We start from the raw sequence: 17,488 nt of genomic DNA, 5'->3' as shown, positions 1-17,488 counted from the left end.
CCGTCCCCCGCGGGGCTGCCGACCCCCCATCCCGGGCTGACCCCCACACCCCGGGCTGACGTCCCCGTCCCCCGAGCCCGTTCACTTCATCCCCACTGGAGCAAGTACGCCATGTCCCACACCCATGAGTACGACTATGTCGTGATAGGCGGCGGAACCGCTGGTTCCGTCATTGCCTCCCGCCTGACCGAGAACCCGGACGTCACCGTCGCCGTCATCGAGGGCGGCCCCAGCGACGTCGGCCGTGACGACGTACTGACCCTGCGCCGCTGGATGGGTCTGCTCGGCGGCGAACTCGACTACGACTACCCCACCACCGAACAGCCACGCGGAAACTCGCATATCCGGCACAGCCGGGCCCGCGTCCTGGGCGGCTGTTCCTCGCACAACACCCTGATCGCCTTCAAGCCGCTGCCCGCCGACTGGGACGAGTGGGAGGCGGCCGGCGCCAAGGGCTGGGGCGCGGTGCAGATGGAGGCGTACTTCGCCCGGCTGCTCAACAACATCGTCCCGGTCGACGAGAAGGACCGGAACGCCATCGCCCGGGACTTCGTCGACGCGGCGCAGGAGGCGCTGGGCGTGCCGCGCGTGGAGGGTTTCAACAAGAAGCCGTTCACCGAGGGCGTCGGCTTCTTCGACCTCGCCTACCACCCCGAGAACAACAAGCGCTCCTCGGCGTCGGTGGCGTACCTGCACCCCATCATGGACGAGCGGCCCAACCTGACGATCCTGCTGGAGACCTGGGCGTACAAGCTCCAGCTCGACGGCGACCGCGCCGAGGGCGTGCACGTGCGCACCAAGGACGGCGAGGAGATTCTCGTCAAGGCCCGCAACGAGGTGCTGCTGTGCGCCGGTGCCGTCGACTCGCCCCGGCTGCTGATGCACTCCGGCATCGGCCCCAAGGCCGACCTGGAGAAGCTCGGCATCCCCGTCACCCACGACCTGCCGGGCGTCGGCGAGAACCTGCTCGACCACCCCGAGTCGGTCATCGTCTGGGAGACCAACGGCCCCATCCCCGAGAACTCCGCGATGGACTCCGACGCGGGCCTGTTCGTGCGCCGCGACCCCGAACAGCCGTACCCGGACCTGATGTTCCACTTCTACCAGATCCCCTTCACGGACAACCCGGAGCGACTGGGCTACCAGCGGCCGGAGTTCGGCGTCTCCATGACCCCGAACATCCCCAAGCCGAAGAGCCGCGGCCGGCTGTACCTGACCAGCGCCGACCCCGAGGTCAAGCCCGCGCTGGACTTCCGCTACTTCACCGACGAGGACGACTACGACGGCAGGACCCTCGTCGACGGCATCAGGATCGCCCGCGAGATAGCCAAGACCCAGCCGCTCGCCGGCTGGCTCAAGCGCGAGGTGGCCCCCGGCCCGGACGTCACCGGCGACGAGGAGCTCAGCGAGTACGCCCGCAAGGTCGCGCACACCGTCTACCACCCGGCCGGCACCTGCAAGATGGGCGCCGCCGACGACCGGCAGGCCGTCGTCGACCCGGAGCTGCGCATCCGCGGCCTGGAGGGCATCCGCATCGCGGACGCCTCCGTGTTCCCCACGATGACCACCGTCAACCCGATGATCGGAGTGCTCATGGTCGGTGAGAAGGCCGCCGAGCTGATCGGTGGTGGTTCCCGATGACCGCGACCCTCGAACCCCCCACGGAGCAGATCATGGACACCGCACCCGTCTTCTCGGTGGAGGGCCTGTGGAAGGTGTTCGGCCCCAAGGCCGACCGCGTTCCCGGCGACCCCGAGCTCACCGCCCTCGACCCCGTCGAGCTGCGCTCCCGCACCGGCTGCACGGCCGCCGTCCGCGACGTCACCTTCGACGTGCGCAAGGGCGAGGTTTTCGTCGTCATGGGCCTGTCCGGCTCCGGCAAGTCCACGCTGGTGCGCTGTCTGACCCGGCTGATCGAGCCGACCGCCGGCACCATCGCCATCGACGGCGAGGACGTCCGCGCCATGGACCGCTCCCGGCTGCGCGAACTGCGCCGCCACCGTGCCGCCATGGTCTTCCAGCACTTCGGCCTGCTGCCGCACCGCACGGTCCTCGACAACGTCGCCTACGGCCTGGAGATCCAGGGCATGGGCAAGGCCGAGCGGCGCGAGCGGGCCGCCGAAGTCGTCGCCAAGGTCGGCCTCGAGGGCATGGAGCACCGCCGCCCCACCCAGCTGTCCGGCGGCCAGCAGCAGCGCGTCGGCCTCGCCCGCGCGCTCGCCGCCGACCCCGAAGTCCTGCTCTTCGACGAGCCGTTCAGCGCGCTCGACCCGCTGATCCGGCGCGACATGCAGGACGAGGTCGTCCGGCTGCACCGCGAGGAGGGCCGCACGATGGTCTTCATCACCCACGACCTCCAGGAAGCCCTCAAGCTGGGCGACCGCATCGCCCTGATGCGCGACGGCCGGGTCGTGCAGCTCGGCACGCCCGAGGAGATCGTCGGCTCGCCCGCCGACGACTACGTCCGCGAGTTCGTCCGGGACGTCCCGCGCGAGCAGGTCCTCACCGTGCGCACGGCCATGCGCCGCCCCTCGGCCGGCCAGGACGGCAGCGGACCGGCGGTGCGCCCCGACGCCACGGTGTCCGAGGCCATCGAGGCGGTCGCCCGCGCCGGCGCTCCGGCCCGGGTCGTGGACAAGGGCCGGTGCGTGGGCGTGGTCGACTCCGACACGCTCCTCGGTGTCGTCGCCGGGACGGAGCAGCCCGCTCCGCCCGGGACGGAGCAGCCCAAGGAGGCGGTGTGATGGCCACCGTCACCGCGAACCCGCCGCGCCTCGGCCTGCCCGGGCTGCTGAAGAACCGTGCGGTCCAGAAGCTGTTCCTGCTCGCCCTCGCCGCCGCGATCCTCGTGCCCCTCGCCAACGCCCGCTGGGCGAGCGGCACCTGGCCGAGCGCGCTGACCGTCGACTTCTCCGAGCCGCTCGCCAAGGCCAGCGACTGGATCATCGACAACCGCGACAGCCACCCGCTGTTCCTCTACTTCTTCGGCCACGTCAGCAACGTCGTCGTCATCGCCGTACGGGCCGTCTACCTCACGCTCCTGGCCGTCGGCTGGGCGGGCGTCACGGCCATCGGCGCGCTGGTCGCCTGGCGCGTGGCGGGCGTGAAGCTGGCACTCGGAACGGCCGCCGCGTTCCTCGCCTGCGGCCTGCTCGGCATGTGGGTGCCCACCATGCAGACGCTCGCCCTGATGGTCGTCGCGGTCCTCGCGTCGGTCGTCGTCGGCGCGCTGCTCGGGCTTGCCGCCGGGCTGTCCGACCGGATGGACCGCATGCTGCGCCCGGTCCTGGACACCATGCAGGTGCTGCCCGCCTTCGCCTATCTGCTGCCGGTCGTCCTGGTCTTCGGCATCGGCGTCCCGGCGGCCGTCCTGGCCACCGTCATCTACGCCGCTCCGCCCATGGCCCGCCTGACCTCGCTCGGGCTGCGCGGTGCCGACAAGGAGGTGCTGGAGGCCGTCGAGTCGCTCGGCTCCACCGCGCGCCAGCGCCTGCTGACCGCCCGGATCCCGCTGGCCCGCAAGGAACTCCTCCTCGGGCTCAACCAGACGATCATGATGGCGCTGTCCATGGCCGTCATCGCGGCCGTCATCGGCGCGGGCGGTCTCGGTGACCGCGTCTACCAGGCCCTGGCCTCGGTCGACGTCGGTGCCGCGCTCGCCGCCGGCATCCCGATCGTGCTGCTGGCCGTCGTCCTGGACCGCGTCACCGGCGCGGCGGGGGAGAAGCTCGGCGCCGAACCCGAGCCGCACAGCGGCCGCGGCTGGCTCTTCGCGCTGGCCGGCGTCGTCGCCGTGGCGGTCGCCGGGCGGCTCGCGGGCCGCCTCGACTGGCCCGACTCCTGGGTCGTCGGCATCGCCGAGCCGGTCAACCGCGCCGTCGACTGGATGACCGCGCACCTGTACTCGGGCGTCCCCGTCGTCGGCGGCACCGCCGACTGGGCGGGCCACTTCACCACCTGGGTCCTCGACCCGGTGCGCGACGGCCTCCAGGCGCTGCCCTGGTGGGCGGTGCTGCTGATCATCGCCGCCCTGGCCTGGGTCATCGGCACCTGGCGCACCGCGCTCACCGCCGTCCTCGCCATGGCCGCGATCGGCGTCCTCGGCGTCTGGAAGCCGTCCCTGGACACCCTCTCCCAGGTCCTGGCGGCCGTCGCCGTGACCCTGGTCGTCGGCTTCGCCGTCGGCATCGCCGCGGCCCGCAGCGACCGGCTGGAGCGGGCGCTGCGCCCGGTCCTCGACGTCTTCCAGACGATGCCGCAGTTCGTGTACCTGATCCCGGTCGTCGCCCTGTTCGGCGTCGGCCGCGCCCCGGCCGTCGCGGCCGCCATCGTCTACGCCCTCCCCGCGGTCGTCCGCATCACCACCCAGGGCCTGCGCCAGGTCGACCCGTCCGTGATGGAGGCTTCCGGCTCCCTCGGCGCCACCAGCTGGCAGCAACTGCGGCAGGTCCAGCTCCCGCTGGCCCGTCCCGCGCTGCTGCTCGCCGTCAACCAGGGCCTCGTGCTGGTCCTCGCCGTCGTCGTCATAGGCGGCCTGGTCGGCGGTGGTGCCCTCGGCTACGACGTCGTCTTCGGCCTCGCCCAGGGCGACCTGGCGACCGGTCTGGTGGCCGGTGCCGCGATCGTCTGCCTCGGCCTGATGCTCGACCGGGTGACCCAGCCCACCGAACGCCGCGCGAAGAAGGGAGCGTGACATGCGAATCCGCAAGACTGCCGTGATCGCCGCGGCGAGCTCCCTGGCCCTGCTCACCGGCTGCGGCGCGGCCGACATGACCAAGCAGGCCTCGCCCTTCGCCAACGCACAGGGCGCCAAGACCGTGACCCTGTCCGTGCAGTCCTGGGTGGGGGCCCAGTCCAACGTGGCCGTCGCCCAGTACATCCTGGAGCACGAGCTGGGCTACCGCGTCGACACCGTCCAGGTCGACGAGGTGCCCGCCTGGGACGCCCTCAGCCAGGGCCGCGTCGACGCGCTCCTGGAGGACTGGGGCCACCCCGAGCAGGAACAGCGGTACGTCAAGGACAAGAAGACGATCGCGGCCGGCGGCGGACTCGGCGTCACCGGCCACATCGGCTGGTTCGTCCCGACGTACCTCGCCAAGCAGCACCCGGACATCACCAACTGGAAGAACCTCAACAAGTACGCCGACCTCTTCCGCACTCCGGAGAGCGGCAACAAGGGCCAGCTGATGGACGGTTCGCCGTCCTACGTCACCAACGACAAGGCGCTGGTGAAGAATCTGAAGCTGGACTACCAGGTGGTGTTCGCCGGGTCCGAGGCGGCGCAGATCACGCAGATGAAGCAGTTCGCCAAGGAGAAGAAGCCCTTCCTCACCTACTGGTACTCCCCGCAGTGGCTCTTCAAGAAGGTCCCGATGACCGAGGTGAAGCTGCCGCCGTACAAGGAGGGCTGCGACGCCGACCCGGAGAAGGTCGCCTGCGCCTATCCGCACACCCCGCTGCAGAAGTACCTCAACGCGGACTTCGCGAAGAAGGGCGGCAAGGCGGCGGCCTTCCTGAAGAAGTTCACGTGGACGACCGAGGACCAGAACGAGGTCTCCCTGATGATCGCCGACAAGAAGATGACGCCGGAGGACGCGGCGAAGAAGTGGGTGGACAGCCACGAGTCCACGTGGAGGAAGTGGCTGTCCTGACGTTCACCGCGCCAGCAGGTCGGCGATCTCCCGCAGGGCCCGGGCGGCCCGCCGCTGGAGTCCCGGTCCGAAGGTGATCCGGGTGGCCCCTCGCGCGCCGAGTTCGGCGGGTGAGGGGCCACCGTCGGCCGGGGCCCCCACGTTGATCGGCCCCCGGATTCCGGCCCGCAGCAGCGGCAGCACCTCCGGCGGGGCCCCGATCGGGTACACACAGTCGGCTCCCGCGGCGACATACAGCGCCGCCCGCTCGATGGCCGCACCGGGATCGTCCACCCCGCGGGCGAAGGTGTCGATGCGGGCGTTGACGAACAGCCGGTCACCGGCCGCCTCCCGCACCTCGGCCAGCCAGTCGGCGTGGGCGCGGGGGTCCTTGAGCACGCCGCCCTCGGAGTCCTCCAGATTGCACCCGACCGCCCCCACCTCCAGCAGCCGCTCCACGAGGTCCTTCGGGGCGAGTCCGTAACCGCCCTCCACGTCCGCCGACACGGGCAGGTCGACGGCCCGGACGATCCGGGCGACCGACGCGAACATCTCGTCGGCCGGGACCTGCCCGTCCTCGTACCCGAGGGAGGCGGCGACCCCGGCGCTGGGTGTGGCGAGCGCCGGGAAGCCCGCGTCGGCGAACACCCGCGCACTGGCCGCGTCCCACGGCCCGGGCAGCACGAGCGGATCCCCGGGCAGCCGGTGGTGGTGCAGGGCGCGGAACACCTCGGCCTTGGTCATCGCTGGGTCCTCCCGGCCGTCACTTGTACTGGCCCGGCTCGTAGTGCCCCGGCGCCATGCGGCAGGTCACCCCGAACCGGTTCCAGGCGTTGATCACCGTGATCGCGGCGATGACCTGCGCCAGCTCGGCCTCCTCGAAGTGCTTCGCGGCGTTGTCGTAGACCTCGTCCGGCACGAAACCGTCCGTCAGGACCGTCACCGCCTCGGTCAGCTCCAGCGCCGCGATCTCCTTCGCGGTGTAGAAGTGCCGCGACTCGTCCCAGGCGCTGAGCTGCACGATCCGCTCGACGCTCTCGCCCGCCGCGAGGGCGTCCTTGGTGTGCATGTCGAGGCAGAACGCGCAGCGGTTGATCTGGGAGGCCCGGATCTTCACCAGCTCGTACAGCGCGGGGTCGAGGCCCTTACGGGCGGCCGTCTCCAGCCGGATCATCGCCTTGTAGACCTCGGGCGCGTGCTCGGCCCACTCCAGGCGGGCGGGCCGCTCGGGGGCGTACTCCGTGCTTTCCGGGGCCGTCGTCTCGTCGGTGTGCGTCGTCATGCCCTCGACCCTAGGGAGGAAGCAGCCCAGGAGTATGGTCCATTTCCATGGCGGAATCATGGGCCACTCTGGGGCTCGACCTGCACGTGGAGCCGACCGGGCCGGGCCTGCGACGGGGGCTGACCGACGCCCTGCGCGAGGCCGTGCGCTCGGGCCGGCTGACCCCCGGCACCCGGCTGCCGTCCTCCCGGGCCCTCTCCGCCGACCTCGGCATCGCCCGGAACACCGTCGCCGACGCCTACGCCGATCTGGTCGCCGAGGGCTGGCTCACCGCCCGGCAGGGCTCGGGCACCCGGGTCGCCGAGCGGCGGGTCGTCCCGCCCACCGGCGCCGCGCCCCACCCCCGCGCGCCCGGCCGCCCGGCCTACGACCTGCGCCCCGGCAGCCCCGACCTCGCGTCCTTCCCGCGCGCGCAATGGCTGAAGGCCGCCCGCCGCGCCCTCACCGCCGCCCCGTACCAGGCCCTCGACTACGGCGACCCCTACGGGCGTCCGGAGCTGCGGGCCGCGCTCGCCGGGTACCTCTCCCGGGCCCGGGGCGTTCGCGCCGACCCCGGCCGGATCGTGGTGTGCGCCGGGTTCGCACACGGCCTGAAGCTGCTCGCCGAAGTCCTGCGGGCGCGCGGGGCGCGAACCGTCGCGGTGGAGTCCTACGGCCTCGACGTGCACACCAGGATTCTGTCCGGCTCCGGTCTGAGCACCGACCCGCTGCCGTTCGACCGGCTCGGCACCGACCCGGCCGGGCTGTCCGGAGCCGACGCGGTCCTCCTCACCCCCGCCCACCAGTTCCCCATGGGCGTGCCCCTGCACCGCGACCGCCGCAGGGCCGTCGTGGACTGGGCGCGGCACACCGGCGGTCTGGTGCTGGAGGACGACTACGACGGCGAGTTCCGCTACGACCGGCAGCCTATCGGCGCGCTCCAGGGCCTGGACCCCGACCGGGTGGTCTACCTCGGCACGGCGAGCAAATCGCTCGCGCCCGGGCTGCGGCTGGCCTGGATGGTGCTGCCGCCGGGCCTCGCGGAGGAGGTCGCGGCGGCCAAGGGCGGCGTCGACCTGTGCGGTGCGCCGGATCAGCTGACCCTGGCCGAGTTCCTCACGTCCGGTGCCTACGACCGGCACGTCCGGGCGACCCGTCTGCGCTACCGGCGCCGCCGGGACGCCCTGGTCGCCGCCGTCACGGCCCGGGCCCCCGAAGCCCGCGTCAGCGGCATCGCGGCCGGTCTGCACGTCCTGCTGCGGCTGCCGCCGGGCACCGAGCAGTCGGTGGTGCAGGCGGCGCACTGGCGGGGTCTCGCGCTGCACGGACTCGCCCGCTACACCCACCCCGGCGCGCGGGCCGAACCCGTCGACGCCCTGGTCGTCGGCTACGGCACCCCGCCGGACCACGCCTGGTCGGCAGCGCTGGACGGACTCTGCGCGGTACTGCCGGGATGATCGCAGATGCTCCGGCCGTTCGCGGGATCCGCCCCCGAAGTGCGGGCTTTTCGGCAGGCGGAAGAGCGACTGCCCTCACGGCCGTGCGGCAGCGCTCGCCTCCGTCTCCACCGGCGCCTCCCCGAACCGCGACAATGCCAGCGCTCCCGCCACCGCCACCGCGAATCCGGCGATCGCCAGCCACCCCAGCCCCGGCCGCGTACGGTCCCCGAGCCACACCACCCCGATCAGCGCGGGCGCCACGGTCTCCCCGAGCACCAGTCCGGCCGTCGCCGTGGTCACCGACCCGCGTTGCAGCGCCGTGGTCAGCAGCAGGAACGCCGCCCCGCCGCCGAGCAGCAGCGCGTACGTCGCCGGGTTCGGGAACAGCTCACCGGGCGAGAACCCGTCGATCAGCCGCACCGACACCTCCACCACCCCGAACCCCAGCCCCGCCCCCAGCCCGAGCGTCAACGCCCGCCCCCGCTCCGGCAGCCGCCCGCCGAACACCCCGAGCAGCAGCACCCCGGCCGCCGCACCGAGCATCGCCCACGGCAGCCAGCCCGGCCCGGGCTCGTCGCCCTCCGCCCCCGACGCCAGCCCCAGCAGCGCTAGCCCGGCGCACACCACCGCCACCGCCGCCCACTCGACGCGGCTCAGCCGCACCGTGAGCAGCCGCGCCGCGACCACCGCCGTCACCGCGAGACTCGCGGCCAGCGCCGCCCCCACCGCGTAGATCGGCACCGACCGCAGCGCCAGGATCTGCAGCACGAACCCGAGCCCGTCCAGCGCGAGACCGGCCAGATACCGCCACTGCCGCAGCGCCCGCCACAGCAGTGCCACGTCCCCGCCGGGCCCGCTCGCCGCCGCCGACCGCGCGGCGATCGCCTGCAACACCGTCGCCGTACCGAAGCAGACCGCCGCACCAAGGGCGCACACCATTCCAAAGATCACAAAACGACAGTAGGGGAGCGGTCGCGGCCGGGGGGCCATGCGCGCCCGTCCGCGCCCCTCTCTAGGCTGACCGTCTGTCAGTGCACGGACGGGGAGACACGGGGAGACACGCACATGGCTGAAACACGGCGACGGCTGCGTTCGAGCACGGTGGTGCTGGGCGGCATGGGCGTCCTCGCGGCGGCCCTGTCCGCCTGCGGCTCCGACCCGGACCGCCGCTGTGTGGACCGGGACAGCTACGACTACATCAACGGCTACAAGATCGTCGCCGACAAGAACTGCTCGTCCGGCACGTCCTCCTCGGGCAAGGGCCGCAAGAAGACCGGCAAGACCAGGGTCTCCGACGCCGACTGGTACTACGACTCCGACGTCAGCGGCGGCTACGCCGACCACGGCACCTTCAGCCGCAGCGAGGCCGTCGACCGGGGCGGCTTCGGCTGCTCCGGCTCGGGCAGCGGCGGCGGCTGACGGGCGGGTACGGCAGATGGAACGCAGAACCGCCGAGCCCCGCCCCGGCTGGCAGCAGACCGTCGAGGAACAGGGCCTGATCTACCCCCTGACCCGCTACCCCGACGACTCCCTGCGCCCCTACTGGGACGAGAGTGCCTACTACGTCTTCTCCCTGGAGGAGGTCGAGGCGCTGGAAGAGGTCGTCGAGGACCTGCACCGCATGTGCCTGGCGGCGGCCGGCCACATCGTCACCGAGGACCGCTTCGCCGACCTCGGCATCACCGACCCCCGCGTGGCCCGCACGGTCGCCGAGGCCTGGCAGCGCCGAGCCGAACTCCCCTCCGTCTACGGCCGCTTCGACCTCCGCTACGACGGCACCGGCCCGGCCAAGCTGCTGGAGTACAACGCGGACACCCCCACCTCGCTGGTCGAGGCCGCGTCCCCCCAGTGGTTCTGGATGGAGGACCGCTTCCCCGGCGCCGACCAGTGGAACTCCCTCCACGAGCGCCTCATCGACGCGTGGCAGAAGCAGGCCGTCCTCCTGCCGCCCGGCAGCCCCCTGTACTTCGCGTACTCCTCCGCCGACGAGCTCGGCGAGGACATGATGACGGTCGCCTACCTCAAGGAGACCGCCGAGCAGGCGGGCCTGGCGACCGACTGGATCGCCATGGAGGAGATCGGCTGGGACCGTCTCTCGGGCCGCTTCGTCGACAACCGCCTGCGCTTCATCCGCAGCATCTTCAAGCTCTACCCGTGGGAATGGCTCACCACCGACCGCTTCGCGGACCACGTCCTGGACACCCTGGACAACGGCGGCGGTACGGGCTCCACCCTGTGGATCGAGCCGGCCTGGAAGATGCTCCTCAGCAACAAGGCGCTGCTCGCGATCCTCTGGGAGCTGTATCCGGACCACCCGAACCTCCTCCCGGCGTACCTGGACGGTCCGAGGGACCTGTCCGCCACGGGCTGGGTGGCCAAGCCACTCCTCGGCCGGGAGGGCGCGGGCGTCACGATCCACGAGCCCGGATCCACCCCGACCGTCCGCGACGAGCCCTGCTGCTACCAGCAGCTCGCCCCCCTCCCCGACTTCGACGGCAATCGCGTCGTCCTGGGCGCCTGGGTGGTGGGGGACGAGTCGGCGGGCCTGGGCATCCGGGAGTCCTCGGGCCTGATAACGGACGAGTACGCGAGATTCCTGCCCCACGTGATCCTTTAGTCGGCGCGGGAGGGGGACGCCCCGAAAGGGGCACGGGGCTGTATCGATGTTCGGCTACCGCCGCGTGGGCGCGACAAGCCACGTACGACCCGCACTCGGCAAGGAAGAGCAACCCGGTAGGCTGACCGAGGGCCGTGACTGGCGCGCTGGGATGGGATGAACCATCGGGGAGCGGCCCGAGCAGACAGAGCCGTGCGCCTGGGCCGTACCGTGAACGCTGAACGCAACGTCCGGAGGTCCACACATGTCAGCCGAGCACCTTTCCCCCGCTTCCACCGCCTACCGCGCCGCCCTCGACGTGATCCGCGCCGTGGAACCCCGCGTGGCGGACGCCATCGGCCAGGAGGTCGCCGACCAGCGCGAGATGCTCAAGCTGATCGCCTCCGAGAACTACGCCTCCCCGGCCACGCTCCTGACCATGGGCAACTGGTTCAGTGACAAGTACGCCGAGGGCACCATCGGCCGCCGCTTCTACGCCGGCTGCCGCAACGTCGACACCGTCGAGTCCCTCGCCGCCGAGCACGCCAAGGAGCTCTTCGGCGCCCGCCACGCCTACGTCCAGCCGCACTCCGGCATCGACGCCAACCTCGTCGCCTTCTGGTCGGTCCTCGCCCAGCGCGTCGAGGTCCCCGCCCTGGAGAAGGCCGGCGCCCGCCAGGTCAACGACCTCTCCGAGGCCGACTGGGCCGAACTGCGCCGCGCCTTCGGCAACCAGCGCATGCTCGGCATGTCCCTGGACGCCGGCGGCCACCTCACCCACGGCTTCCGCCCGAACATCTCCGGCAAGATGTTCGACCAGCGCTCCTACGGCACGGACCCGGCCACGGGCCTCATCGACTACGAGGCGCTGCGCACCTCCGCCCGCGAGTTCAAGCCGCTGATCATCGTCGCGGGCTACTCCGCGTACCCCCGTCTGGTGAACTTCCGGATCATGCGGGAGATCGCCGACGAGGTCGGCGCGACGCTCATGGTCGACATGGCGCACTTCGCCGGCCTGGTCGCGGGCAAGGTCCTCACCGGCGACTTCGACCCGGTCCCGCACGCCCAGATCGTCACCACGACCACCCACAAGTCGCTGCGCGGCCCCCGCGGCGGCATGGTGCTGTGCGACGACTCGCTGAAGGACCAGGTCGACCGCGGCTGCCCGATGGTCCTCGGCGGCCCCCTCCCGCACGTCATGGCCGCCAAGGCCGTGGCCCTCGCCGAGGCCCGCCAGGAGTCCTTCCGCGACTACGCCCAGCGCATCGTCGACAACTCCCGCGCGCTCGCCGAGGGCCTGATGCGCCGCGGCGCGACCCTGGTGACGGGCGGCACGGACAACCACCTGAACCTGATCGACGTCGCCACCTCCTACGGCCTCACCGGCCGCCAGGCCGAGGCCGCCCTGCTGGACTCGGGCATCGTCACCAACCGCAACGCCATCCCCGCCGATCCGAACGGCGCCTGGTACACCTCCGGCATCCGCATCGGCACCCCCGCCCTGACCACCCGTGGTCTCGGCACGGCGGAGATGGACGAGGTGGCCGGCCTCATCGACCGCGTCCTCACCACCGCGGAGCCGGGCACGACCAAGTCGGGCGCCCCCTCCAAGGCGTCCCACGTCCTCGACGCGAAGGTGGCGGACGAGATCTCCCAGCGCGCCACCGACCTCGTGTCCGGCTTCCCGCTGTACCCGGAGATCGACCTCGGCTGACACCTGCGGCCCATCACCCGTCCGGGACGGGGGCGGCGCCCGCGGCCTCTCACTCGTCCAGGTCGATCAGCACCTGACGCGGTTCCTCCCGCGGCGGTCCGGCTTCCCGCCGGGCCGCCGCGCGGCGTATCAGCAGCGTGCCGCCGGCACCGGCCGCGAGCCCCGGTGCCCCTGCCGCCGCGCCCCAGCGCACCTCAACCCGCGCCGGACCGTCGAGGTCCGAGGCCGCGGCCGGGTCCGCGAGAGGCCCGCCCGCCACGGCCCCGAGCAGCCGTGCCCCGTCCAGCCGCGCCCTCCCGCCCCGCCTCGTGCCCGCATCGGACCCCTCCAGGTCCGCCCCGCCCGGGCACCGCCAGGAAGACCTCCGCGTGCCTCCCCCCTGGTCACACCGCCGGAGCCGCACGGGAGCCCGTCTGTTTCCGGCCGGTTCCGGATCGGCCTCCGGGACCTGAGAGAATGGTGAGCATGGCCTCTGACCGACCTCGCGTGCTCTCCGGGATCCAGCCCACCGCCGGCTCGTTCCACCTCGGCAACTACCTCGGCGCCGTCCGCCAGTGGGTGGCCCTGCAGGAGACTCACGACGCGTTCTACATGGTCGTCGACCTGCACGCGATCACCATCCCGCAGGACCCGGCGGACCTGCGCGCGAACACGCGCCTGGCCGCGGCCCAGCTCCTCGCGGCGGGCCTCGACCCGGACCGCTGCACGCTCTTCGTGCAGAGCCACGTCCCCGAGCACGCCCAGCTCGCCTGGATCATGAACTGTCTCACCGGCTTCGGCGAGGCCGGCCGGATGACGCAGTTCAAGGACAAGTCCGCCAAGCAGGGCGCCGAGCGCGCCTCGGTCGGCCTGTTCACGTACCCGATCCTCCAGGTCGCGGACATCCTGCTCTACCAGGCCAACGAGGTCCCGGTCGGCGAGGACCAGCGCCAGCACATCGAGCTCACTCGTGACCTCGCCGCGCGCTTCAACGGCCGCTTCGGCGAGACCTTCACGCTCCCCAAGCCGTACATCCTCAAGGAGACGGCGAAGATCTACGACCTCCAGGACCCGTCGATCAAGATGAGCAAGTCGGCGTCCACGCCGAAGGGCCTCATCAACCTTCTCGACGAGCCCAAGGCCACGGCCAAGAAGGTCAAGAGCGCCGTCACCGACACGGACACGGTGATCCGCTACGACGCCGAGAACAAGCCGGGCGTCAGCAACCTCCTGACGATCTACTCGACCCTCACCGGCGAGAGCATCGGAGAGCTGGAGGAGAAGTACACCGGCAAGATGTACGGCGCGCTCAAGACGGACCTCGCCGAGGTCATGATCGACTTCGTGACGCCGTTCCGGGAGCGCACCCAGCAGTACCTGGACGACCCCGAGACGCTCGACTCGATCCTCGCCAAGGGCGCCGAGAAGGCCCGCGCGGTCGCCGCGGAGACCCTCGCCGAGGCGTACGACAAGGTCGGCTTCCTGCCCGCCAAGCACTGAACCGGCCCCCCGCGCACAGCCGTACCACCGAACAGCGCTGTACATCACTCCGGTTGCGCCTGCCCGTAACCCGGCCGTGGCCTTACAGTCGATAACCGGGTGGTCGTATCAGCGGCCACACTGACACGACAGGAGACGACGTGGGGACCGTAACGATCGGCGTTTCGATCGCGGTCCCGGAGCCTTACGGCAGCGAGCTCCAGCAGCTGCGCGCGGGCTTCGGCGACGCCGCTGCTCACGGCATCCCCACGCATGTCACCCTGCTGCCGCCGACGGAGGTCGACGAGGCCTCCCTGCCGGCGGTCGAGGCGCACCTGGCTGAGGTCGCCGCGGCCGGCCGCGCGTTCCCCATGCGGCTGTCCGGCACGGGTACCTTCCGGCCCCTGTCGCCGGTGGTGTACGTCCGCGTCGTCGCGGGCGCGGAGGCCTGCACGCAACTCCAGCAGCAGGTCCGCGACCCCGCCGGGCCGGCCGCACGCGAACTGCAGTTCCCGTACCACCCGCACGTCACCGTGGCGCACGGCATCGACGAGGCGGCCATGGACCGCGCCTTCGAGGAGCTCGCCGGGTACGAGGCCGAGTGGCCCTGCACCGGCTTCGCCCTCTACGAGCAGGGTGCCGACGGCGTATGGCGCAAGCTCCGCGAGTTCCCCTTCGGCGGCTCGGTGGTCCCCCCGCAGGCCGGACGGGCGGAACGCGGCTCGGTCCCCACCCGCTGAGCCCCCGGCCGGTCGAGCCGACAGCCGCCGGAACACCGCGCCGTTCAGACCGACAGCTGCCGCAGCACCTCACCGGTCAGACCGACAACCAGAACACCTCGCCGGCTCACACCGGCAGCCGCCGGAATACCCCGTCGGCTCACACCGGCAGCCACCGGAATACCTCGTCGGCTCACACCGGCAGCCGCCGGAATACCTCGTCGGCTCACACCGGCAGCCACCGGAATACCTCGTCGGCTCACACCGGCAGCCACCGGAATACCCCGTCGGCTCACACCGGCAGCCACCGGAATACATCGCCGGTCATATCGGCAGCCGCGGAGGCCCTCCGCCATTCACACCGGCAGCCGCGGAGGCCTCCCGCCTCTCACACCGTCAGCCGCGGCGGCCCCCGCCGCTCAGACCGGCAGGCGTCGGAACACCCCGCGTGGCAGGTGCCGCAGGGCCGCCATCACCACGCGCAGCGTCCCCGGTACCCACACCGTCTCCGTGCGGCGCCGCAGCCCCAGCTCCACGGCCGTCGCGACCGCCTCCGGCGTGGTCGCCAGCGGCGCCTCGGGCAGCCCGGCGGTCATCCGCGTCCGCACGAATCCGGGGCGTACGACCATGACGTGCACCCCCGTGCCGTGCAGCGCGTCCCCCAGACCCTGCGCGAAGGCGTCGAGGCCGGCCTTGCTGGAGCCGTAGATGAAGTTCGCCCGGCGGGCCCGCTCGCCCGCCACGGACGACATCACGACCAGCGAGCCGTGCCCCTGGGACTGCAGCGAGCGGGCGCACACCAGGCCCGCGGAGACCGCGCCGGTGTAGTTGGTCTGCGCGACCCGCACCGCCGCCTCCGGTTCCCGCTCGTCACGGGCCTGGTCGCCCAGCAGCCCGAAGGCGAGCAGCACCATGTCGACGTCGCCCTCGGCGAAGACCTTGCCGAGCACGGCCTCGTGGGAGGCCGGGTCGAGCGCGTCGAAGGCCACGGTGTGCACGTCGGCCCCGAGCCCGCGCAGCTGGCCGGCGGCCTCCTCCAGGGCGGGGGAGGGGCGGCCCGCCAGCCAGACCGTGCGGGTGCGGCGGGCGATCAGCCGGCGGGCGGTCGCCAGCGCGATCTCCGACGTACCGCCGAGGACGAGCAGGGACTGGGGGAGGCCGAAGGCGTCCTTCATGACAGCTCCTAGGGGAGGGCTCAGAGACTGAGACGGCGGGCCAGGTCGGACACGAACACCCCGCTCGGGTCCAGCCGGGCGCGCAGCTCGCGGAAGTCGTCGAGACGCGGGTACATGGCCGCGAGCAGCTCGGGACGCAGCCGGGCGTCCTTCGCGAGGTAGACGCGGCCCCCGGCGGCGGCGACCTCCTCGTCCAGCTCGTCGAGGAACGCGCCGAGGCCGGGCAGGCCCGCCGGGATGTCCAGCGCCAGCGTCCAGCCCGGCACGGGGAAGGACAGCCAGCCCGGGTCGGACTCCCCGAACCGCTTGAGGACGGCCAGGAAGGACGGGCAGCGGCGTTCGGAGATGCGGCGCACGATCCGGCGCAGCGCGTCCTCCCGGCCGTAGCCGACGACGAACTGGTACTGGACGAAGCCGCCGCGGCCGTAGACCCGGTTCCAGTGGGGCACGCCGTCCAAGGGGTGGAAGAAGCCGGAGATCCGCTGGAGCTGGCCGGTCCGGGCGCGCGGGGCCTTGCGGTACCAGAGCTCGTTGAACAGACCCACGGTCGTCCGGTTGAGCAGGCCCTCGGGGAGGATCGCCGGGGTCGCCGGGAGGCGGGGAGTGCGGAAGGCCAGCGGGTCCCGGCGCAGGCGGGCGGGGAGCGCGTCCAGGGGCGCGTGGTCGCCGCGGGTGAGGACCGCGCGCCCGGTGGCGGCGCCCCGGGCCAGCAGGTCGACCCAGGCGACCGAGTAGCGGTAGCGGTGGTCGGTGGCCGCCAGCCGGGCCATCAGGTCGTCGAGGTCCGACGCCCGCTCGGTGTCGACGGACATCAGGGACGTCTCGACCGGCTGGAGCCGGATCGTCGCGGTGAGGATCACGCCGGTCAGACCCATGCCGCCGGCCGTGGCGTCGAACAGCGGCGTGCCGGGGATCACCGTGCGGATCTCACCGTCGGCGGTGAGCAGTTCGAGCGCGAGGACGTGCCGCGCGAAGGAGCCCGAGACGTGGTGGTTCTTGCCGTGGATGTCGGCGCCGATCGCCCCGCCGACGGTGACGTAGCGGGTGCCGGGGGTGACCGGCACGAACCAGCCGAGCGGCAGCAGCACCTCCATCAGCCGGTGAAGGGAGACCCCCGCGTCGCACAGCACGGTGCCGCCGTCGGCGTCGATCGCGTGCACCCGGTCCAGAGCCGTCATGTCGAGCACGGAGCCGCCCGCGTTCTGCGCCGCGTCCCCGTACGCCCGCCCCAGGCCCCGGGGGATCCCGCCGCGCGCCCCGCAGTCCCGGACGGCCGCCGCGGCCTCCTCGTACGTCCGCGGACGGATCAGCCAGGCGGCGGTGGGTGCGGTGCGGCCCCAGCCCGTGACGGTGGTGTGGTCCAGGCCCATGACGTCCGGGTCGGAATCGGTGTCGGCAGACATGTGCGTGACCGTATCGCCCCACTATGACCGATCAGTTCGTGAACATGGCATCCCTCCCCGAAATGGGTGATTAATGGGATGTCGCTCAATATT

General features: G+C 72.2%; 16 protein-coding genes and 1 riboswitch. Of the genes, 10 read left to right on the top strand and 6 right to left on the bottom strand.

Annotation, left to right across the window (positions count from 1 at the left end; translation table 11 throughout):
• Positions 1–111: 111 nt before the first annotated feature.
• The 4 genes from ACFZDI_RS04210 to ACFZDI_RS04195 are packed head-to-tail and all read left to right on the top strand — an operon-like array spanning position 112 to position 5,651.
• Entirely contained in the window at positions 112–1,641 is a 1,530-nt protein-coding gene (locus ACFZDI_RS04210; RefSeq protein ID WP_391247604.1) for a GMC oxidoreductase, read from the top strand.
• Positions 1,638–2,744, top strand: coding sequence for a betaine/proline/choline family ABC transporter ATP-binding protein (locus tag ACFZDI_RS04205; RefSeq protein WP_391247602.1), 1,107 nt, complete (start codon positions 1,638–1,640; stop codon positions 2,742–2,744). The genes ACFZDI_RS04210 and ACFZDI_RS04205 overlap by 4 nt, the downstream gene beginning before the upstream one ends.
• Complete coding sequence (locus ACFZDI_RS04200; protein WP_391247599.1) at positions 2,744–4,693, top strand: ABC transporter permease subunit; 1,950 nt, start codon at positions 2,744–2,746, stop codon at positions 4,691–4,693. The genes ACFZDI_RS04205 and ACFZDI_RS04200 overlap by 1 nt, the downstream gene beginning before the upstream one ends.
• Position 4,694: 1 nt before the next feature.
• Positions 4,695–5,651, top strand: a complete 957-nt coding sequence (locus tag ACFZDI_RS04195) for a glycine betaine ABC transporter substrate-binding protein (protein WP_391247597.1) — start codon at positions 4,695–4,697, stop codon at positions 5,649–5,651.
• 3 nt (positions 5,652–5,654) lie between these two features.
• Here ACFZDI_RS04195 and ACFZDI_RS04190 read toward each other — a convergent pair whose 3' ends face one another.
• Positions 5,655–6,374, bottom strand: coding sequence for an isocitrate lyase/phosphoenolpyruvate mutase family protein (locus ACFZDI_RS04190; protein ID WP_391247595.1), 720 nt, complete (start codon positions 6,372–6,374; stop codon positions 5,655–5,657).
• Between the two features lie 19 nt (positions 6,375–6,393).
• Entirely contained in the window at positions 6,394–6,912 is a 519-nt protein-coding gene (locus tag ACFZDI_RS04185) for a carboxymuconolactone decarboxylase family protein (protein WP_234850707.1), read from the bottom strand.
• A gap of 47 nt (positions 6,913–6,959) precedes the next feature.
• Here ACFZDI_RS04185 and ACFZDI_RS04180 point away from each other — a divergent pair, with 47 nt between their 5' ends.
• The gene (locus ACFZDI_RS04180) at positions 6,960–8,348 is read left to right on the top strand and encodes an aminotransferase class I/II-fold pyridoxal phosphate-dependent enzyme (protein WP_391247594.1); all 1,389 of its coding nucleotides are present in this window, start codon (positions 6,960–6,962) and stop codon (positions 8,346–8,348) included.
• Between the two features lie 75 nt (positions 8,349–8,423).
• Here ACFZDI_RS04180 and ACFZDI_RS04175 read toward each other — a convergent pair whose 3' ends face one another.
• Positions 8,424–9,269 (bottom strand): hypothetical protein, encoded by an 846-nt coding sequence (locus ACFZDI_RS04175; protein ID WP_344369839.1) that lies wholly within the window; start codon positions 9,267–9,269, stop codon positions 8,424–8,426.
• A gap of 126 nt (positions 9,270–9,395) precedes the next feature.
• Here ACFZDI_RS04175 and ACFZDI_RS04170 point away from each other — a divergent pair, with 126 nt between their 5' ends.
• The 3 genes from ACFZDI_RS04170 to ACFZDI_RS04160 all read left to right on the top strand — a co-directional run bounded on the left by ACFZDI_RS04170 (position 9,396) and on the right by ACFZDI_RS04160 (position 12,640).
• Positions 9,396–9,749: a hypothetical protein gene (locus ACFZDI_RS04170; RefSeq protein ID WP_234850392.1), complete on the top strand. Its 354-nt coding sequence runs from the start codon at positions 9,396–9,398 to the stop codon at positions 9,747–9,749.
• 16 nt (positions 9,750–9,765) lie between these two features.
• Positions 9,766–10,947: a glutathionylspermidine synthase family protein gene (locus ACFZDI_RS04165; RefSeq protein WP_391247591.1), complete on the top strand. Its 1,182-nt coding sequence runs from the start codon at positions 9,766–9,768 to the stop codon at positions 10,945–10,947.
• 124 nt (positions 10,948–11,071) lie between these two features.
• Positions 11,072–11,158: riboswitch (ZMP/ZTP riboswitch) on the top strand.
• A gap of 33 nt (positions 11,159–11,191) precedes the next feature.
• Positions 11,192–12,640 (top strand): glycine hydroxymethyltransferase, encoded by a 1,449-nt coding sequence (locus ACFZDI_RS04160; RefSeq protein ID WP_234850394.1) that lies wholly within the window; start codon positions 11,192–11,194, stop codon positions 12,638–12,640.
• Positions 12,641–12,689: 49 nt separating this feature from the next.
• On the opposite strand, the gene ACFZDI_RS04155 is transcribed toward ACFZDI_RS04160, so the two are convergent.
• Complete coding sequence (locus ACFZDI_RS04155; protein WP_391247590.1) at positions 12,690–12,899, bottom strand: hypothetical protein; 210 nt, start codon at positions 12,897–12,899, stop codon at positions 12,690–12,692.
• 206 nt (positions 12,900–13,105) lie between these two features.
• Between ACFZDI_RS04155 and trpS the strand changes: the two genes are divergently transcribed.
• Together trpS and ACFZDI_RS04145 are read left to right on the top strand one after the other, a co-directional pair.
• Positions 13,106–14,119: a tryptophan--tRNA ligase gene (gene trpS, locus ACFZDI_RS04150; protein WP_391247587.1), complete on the top strand. Its 1,014-nt coding sequence runs from the start codon at positions 13,106–13,108 to the stop codon at positions 14,117–14,119.
• A gap of 140 nt (positions 14,120–14,259) precedes the next feature.
• Positions 14,260–14,838 carry a 2'-5' RNA ligase family protein gene (locus tag ACFZDI_RS04145; RefSeq protein ID WP_234850396.1) on the top strand — a complete coding sequence of 193 codons (579 nt, stop codon included), beginning with the start codon at positions 14,260–14,262 and terminating at the stop codon, positions 14,836–14,838.
• 398 nt (positions 14,839–15,236) lie between these two features.
• On the opposite strand, the gene ACFZDI_RS04140 is transcribed toward ACFZDI_RS04145, so the two are convergent.
• Positions 15,237–15,992, bottom strand: coding sequence for a decaprenylphospho-beta-D-erythro-pentofuranosid-2-ulose 2-reductase (locus ACFZDI_RS04140; RefSeq protein ID WP_142160355.1), 756 nt, complete (start codon positions 15,990–15,992; stop codon positions 15,237–15,239).
• Positions 15,993–16,012: 20 nt separating this feature from the next.
• Positions 16,013–17,395, bottom strand: a complete 1,383-nt coding sequence (locus ACFZDI_RS04135) for an FAD-binding oxidoreductase (protein WP_234850397.1) — start codon at positions 17,393–17,395, stop codon at positions 16,013–16,015.
• Between the last annotated feature and the right edge of the window lie 93 nt (positions 17,396–17,488).

Origin of the sequence: Streptomyces sp. NPDC007907 (assembly GCF_042959365.1) — a bacterium.
Classification (GTDB): Bacteria; Actinomycetota; Actinomycetes; order Streptomycetales; family Streptomycetaceae; genus Streptomyces; species Streptomyces indiaensis.
This window is presented reverse-complemented; position numbering and strand designations above follow the sequence as displayed.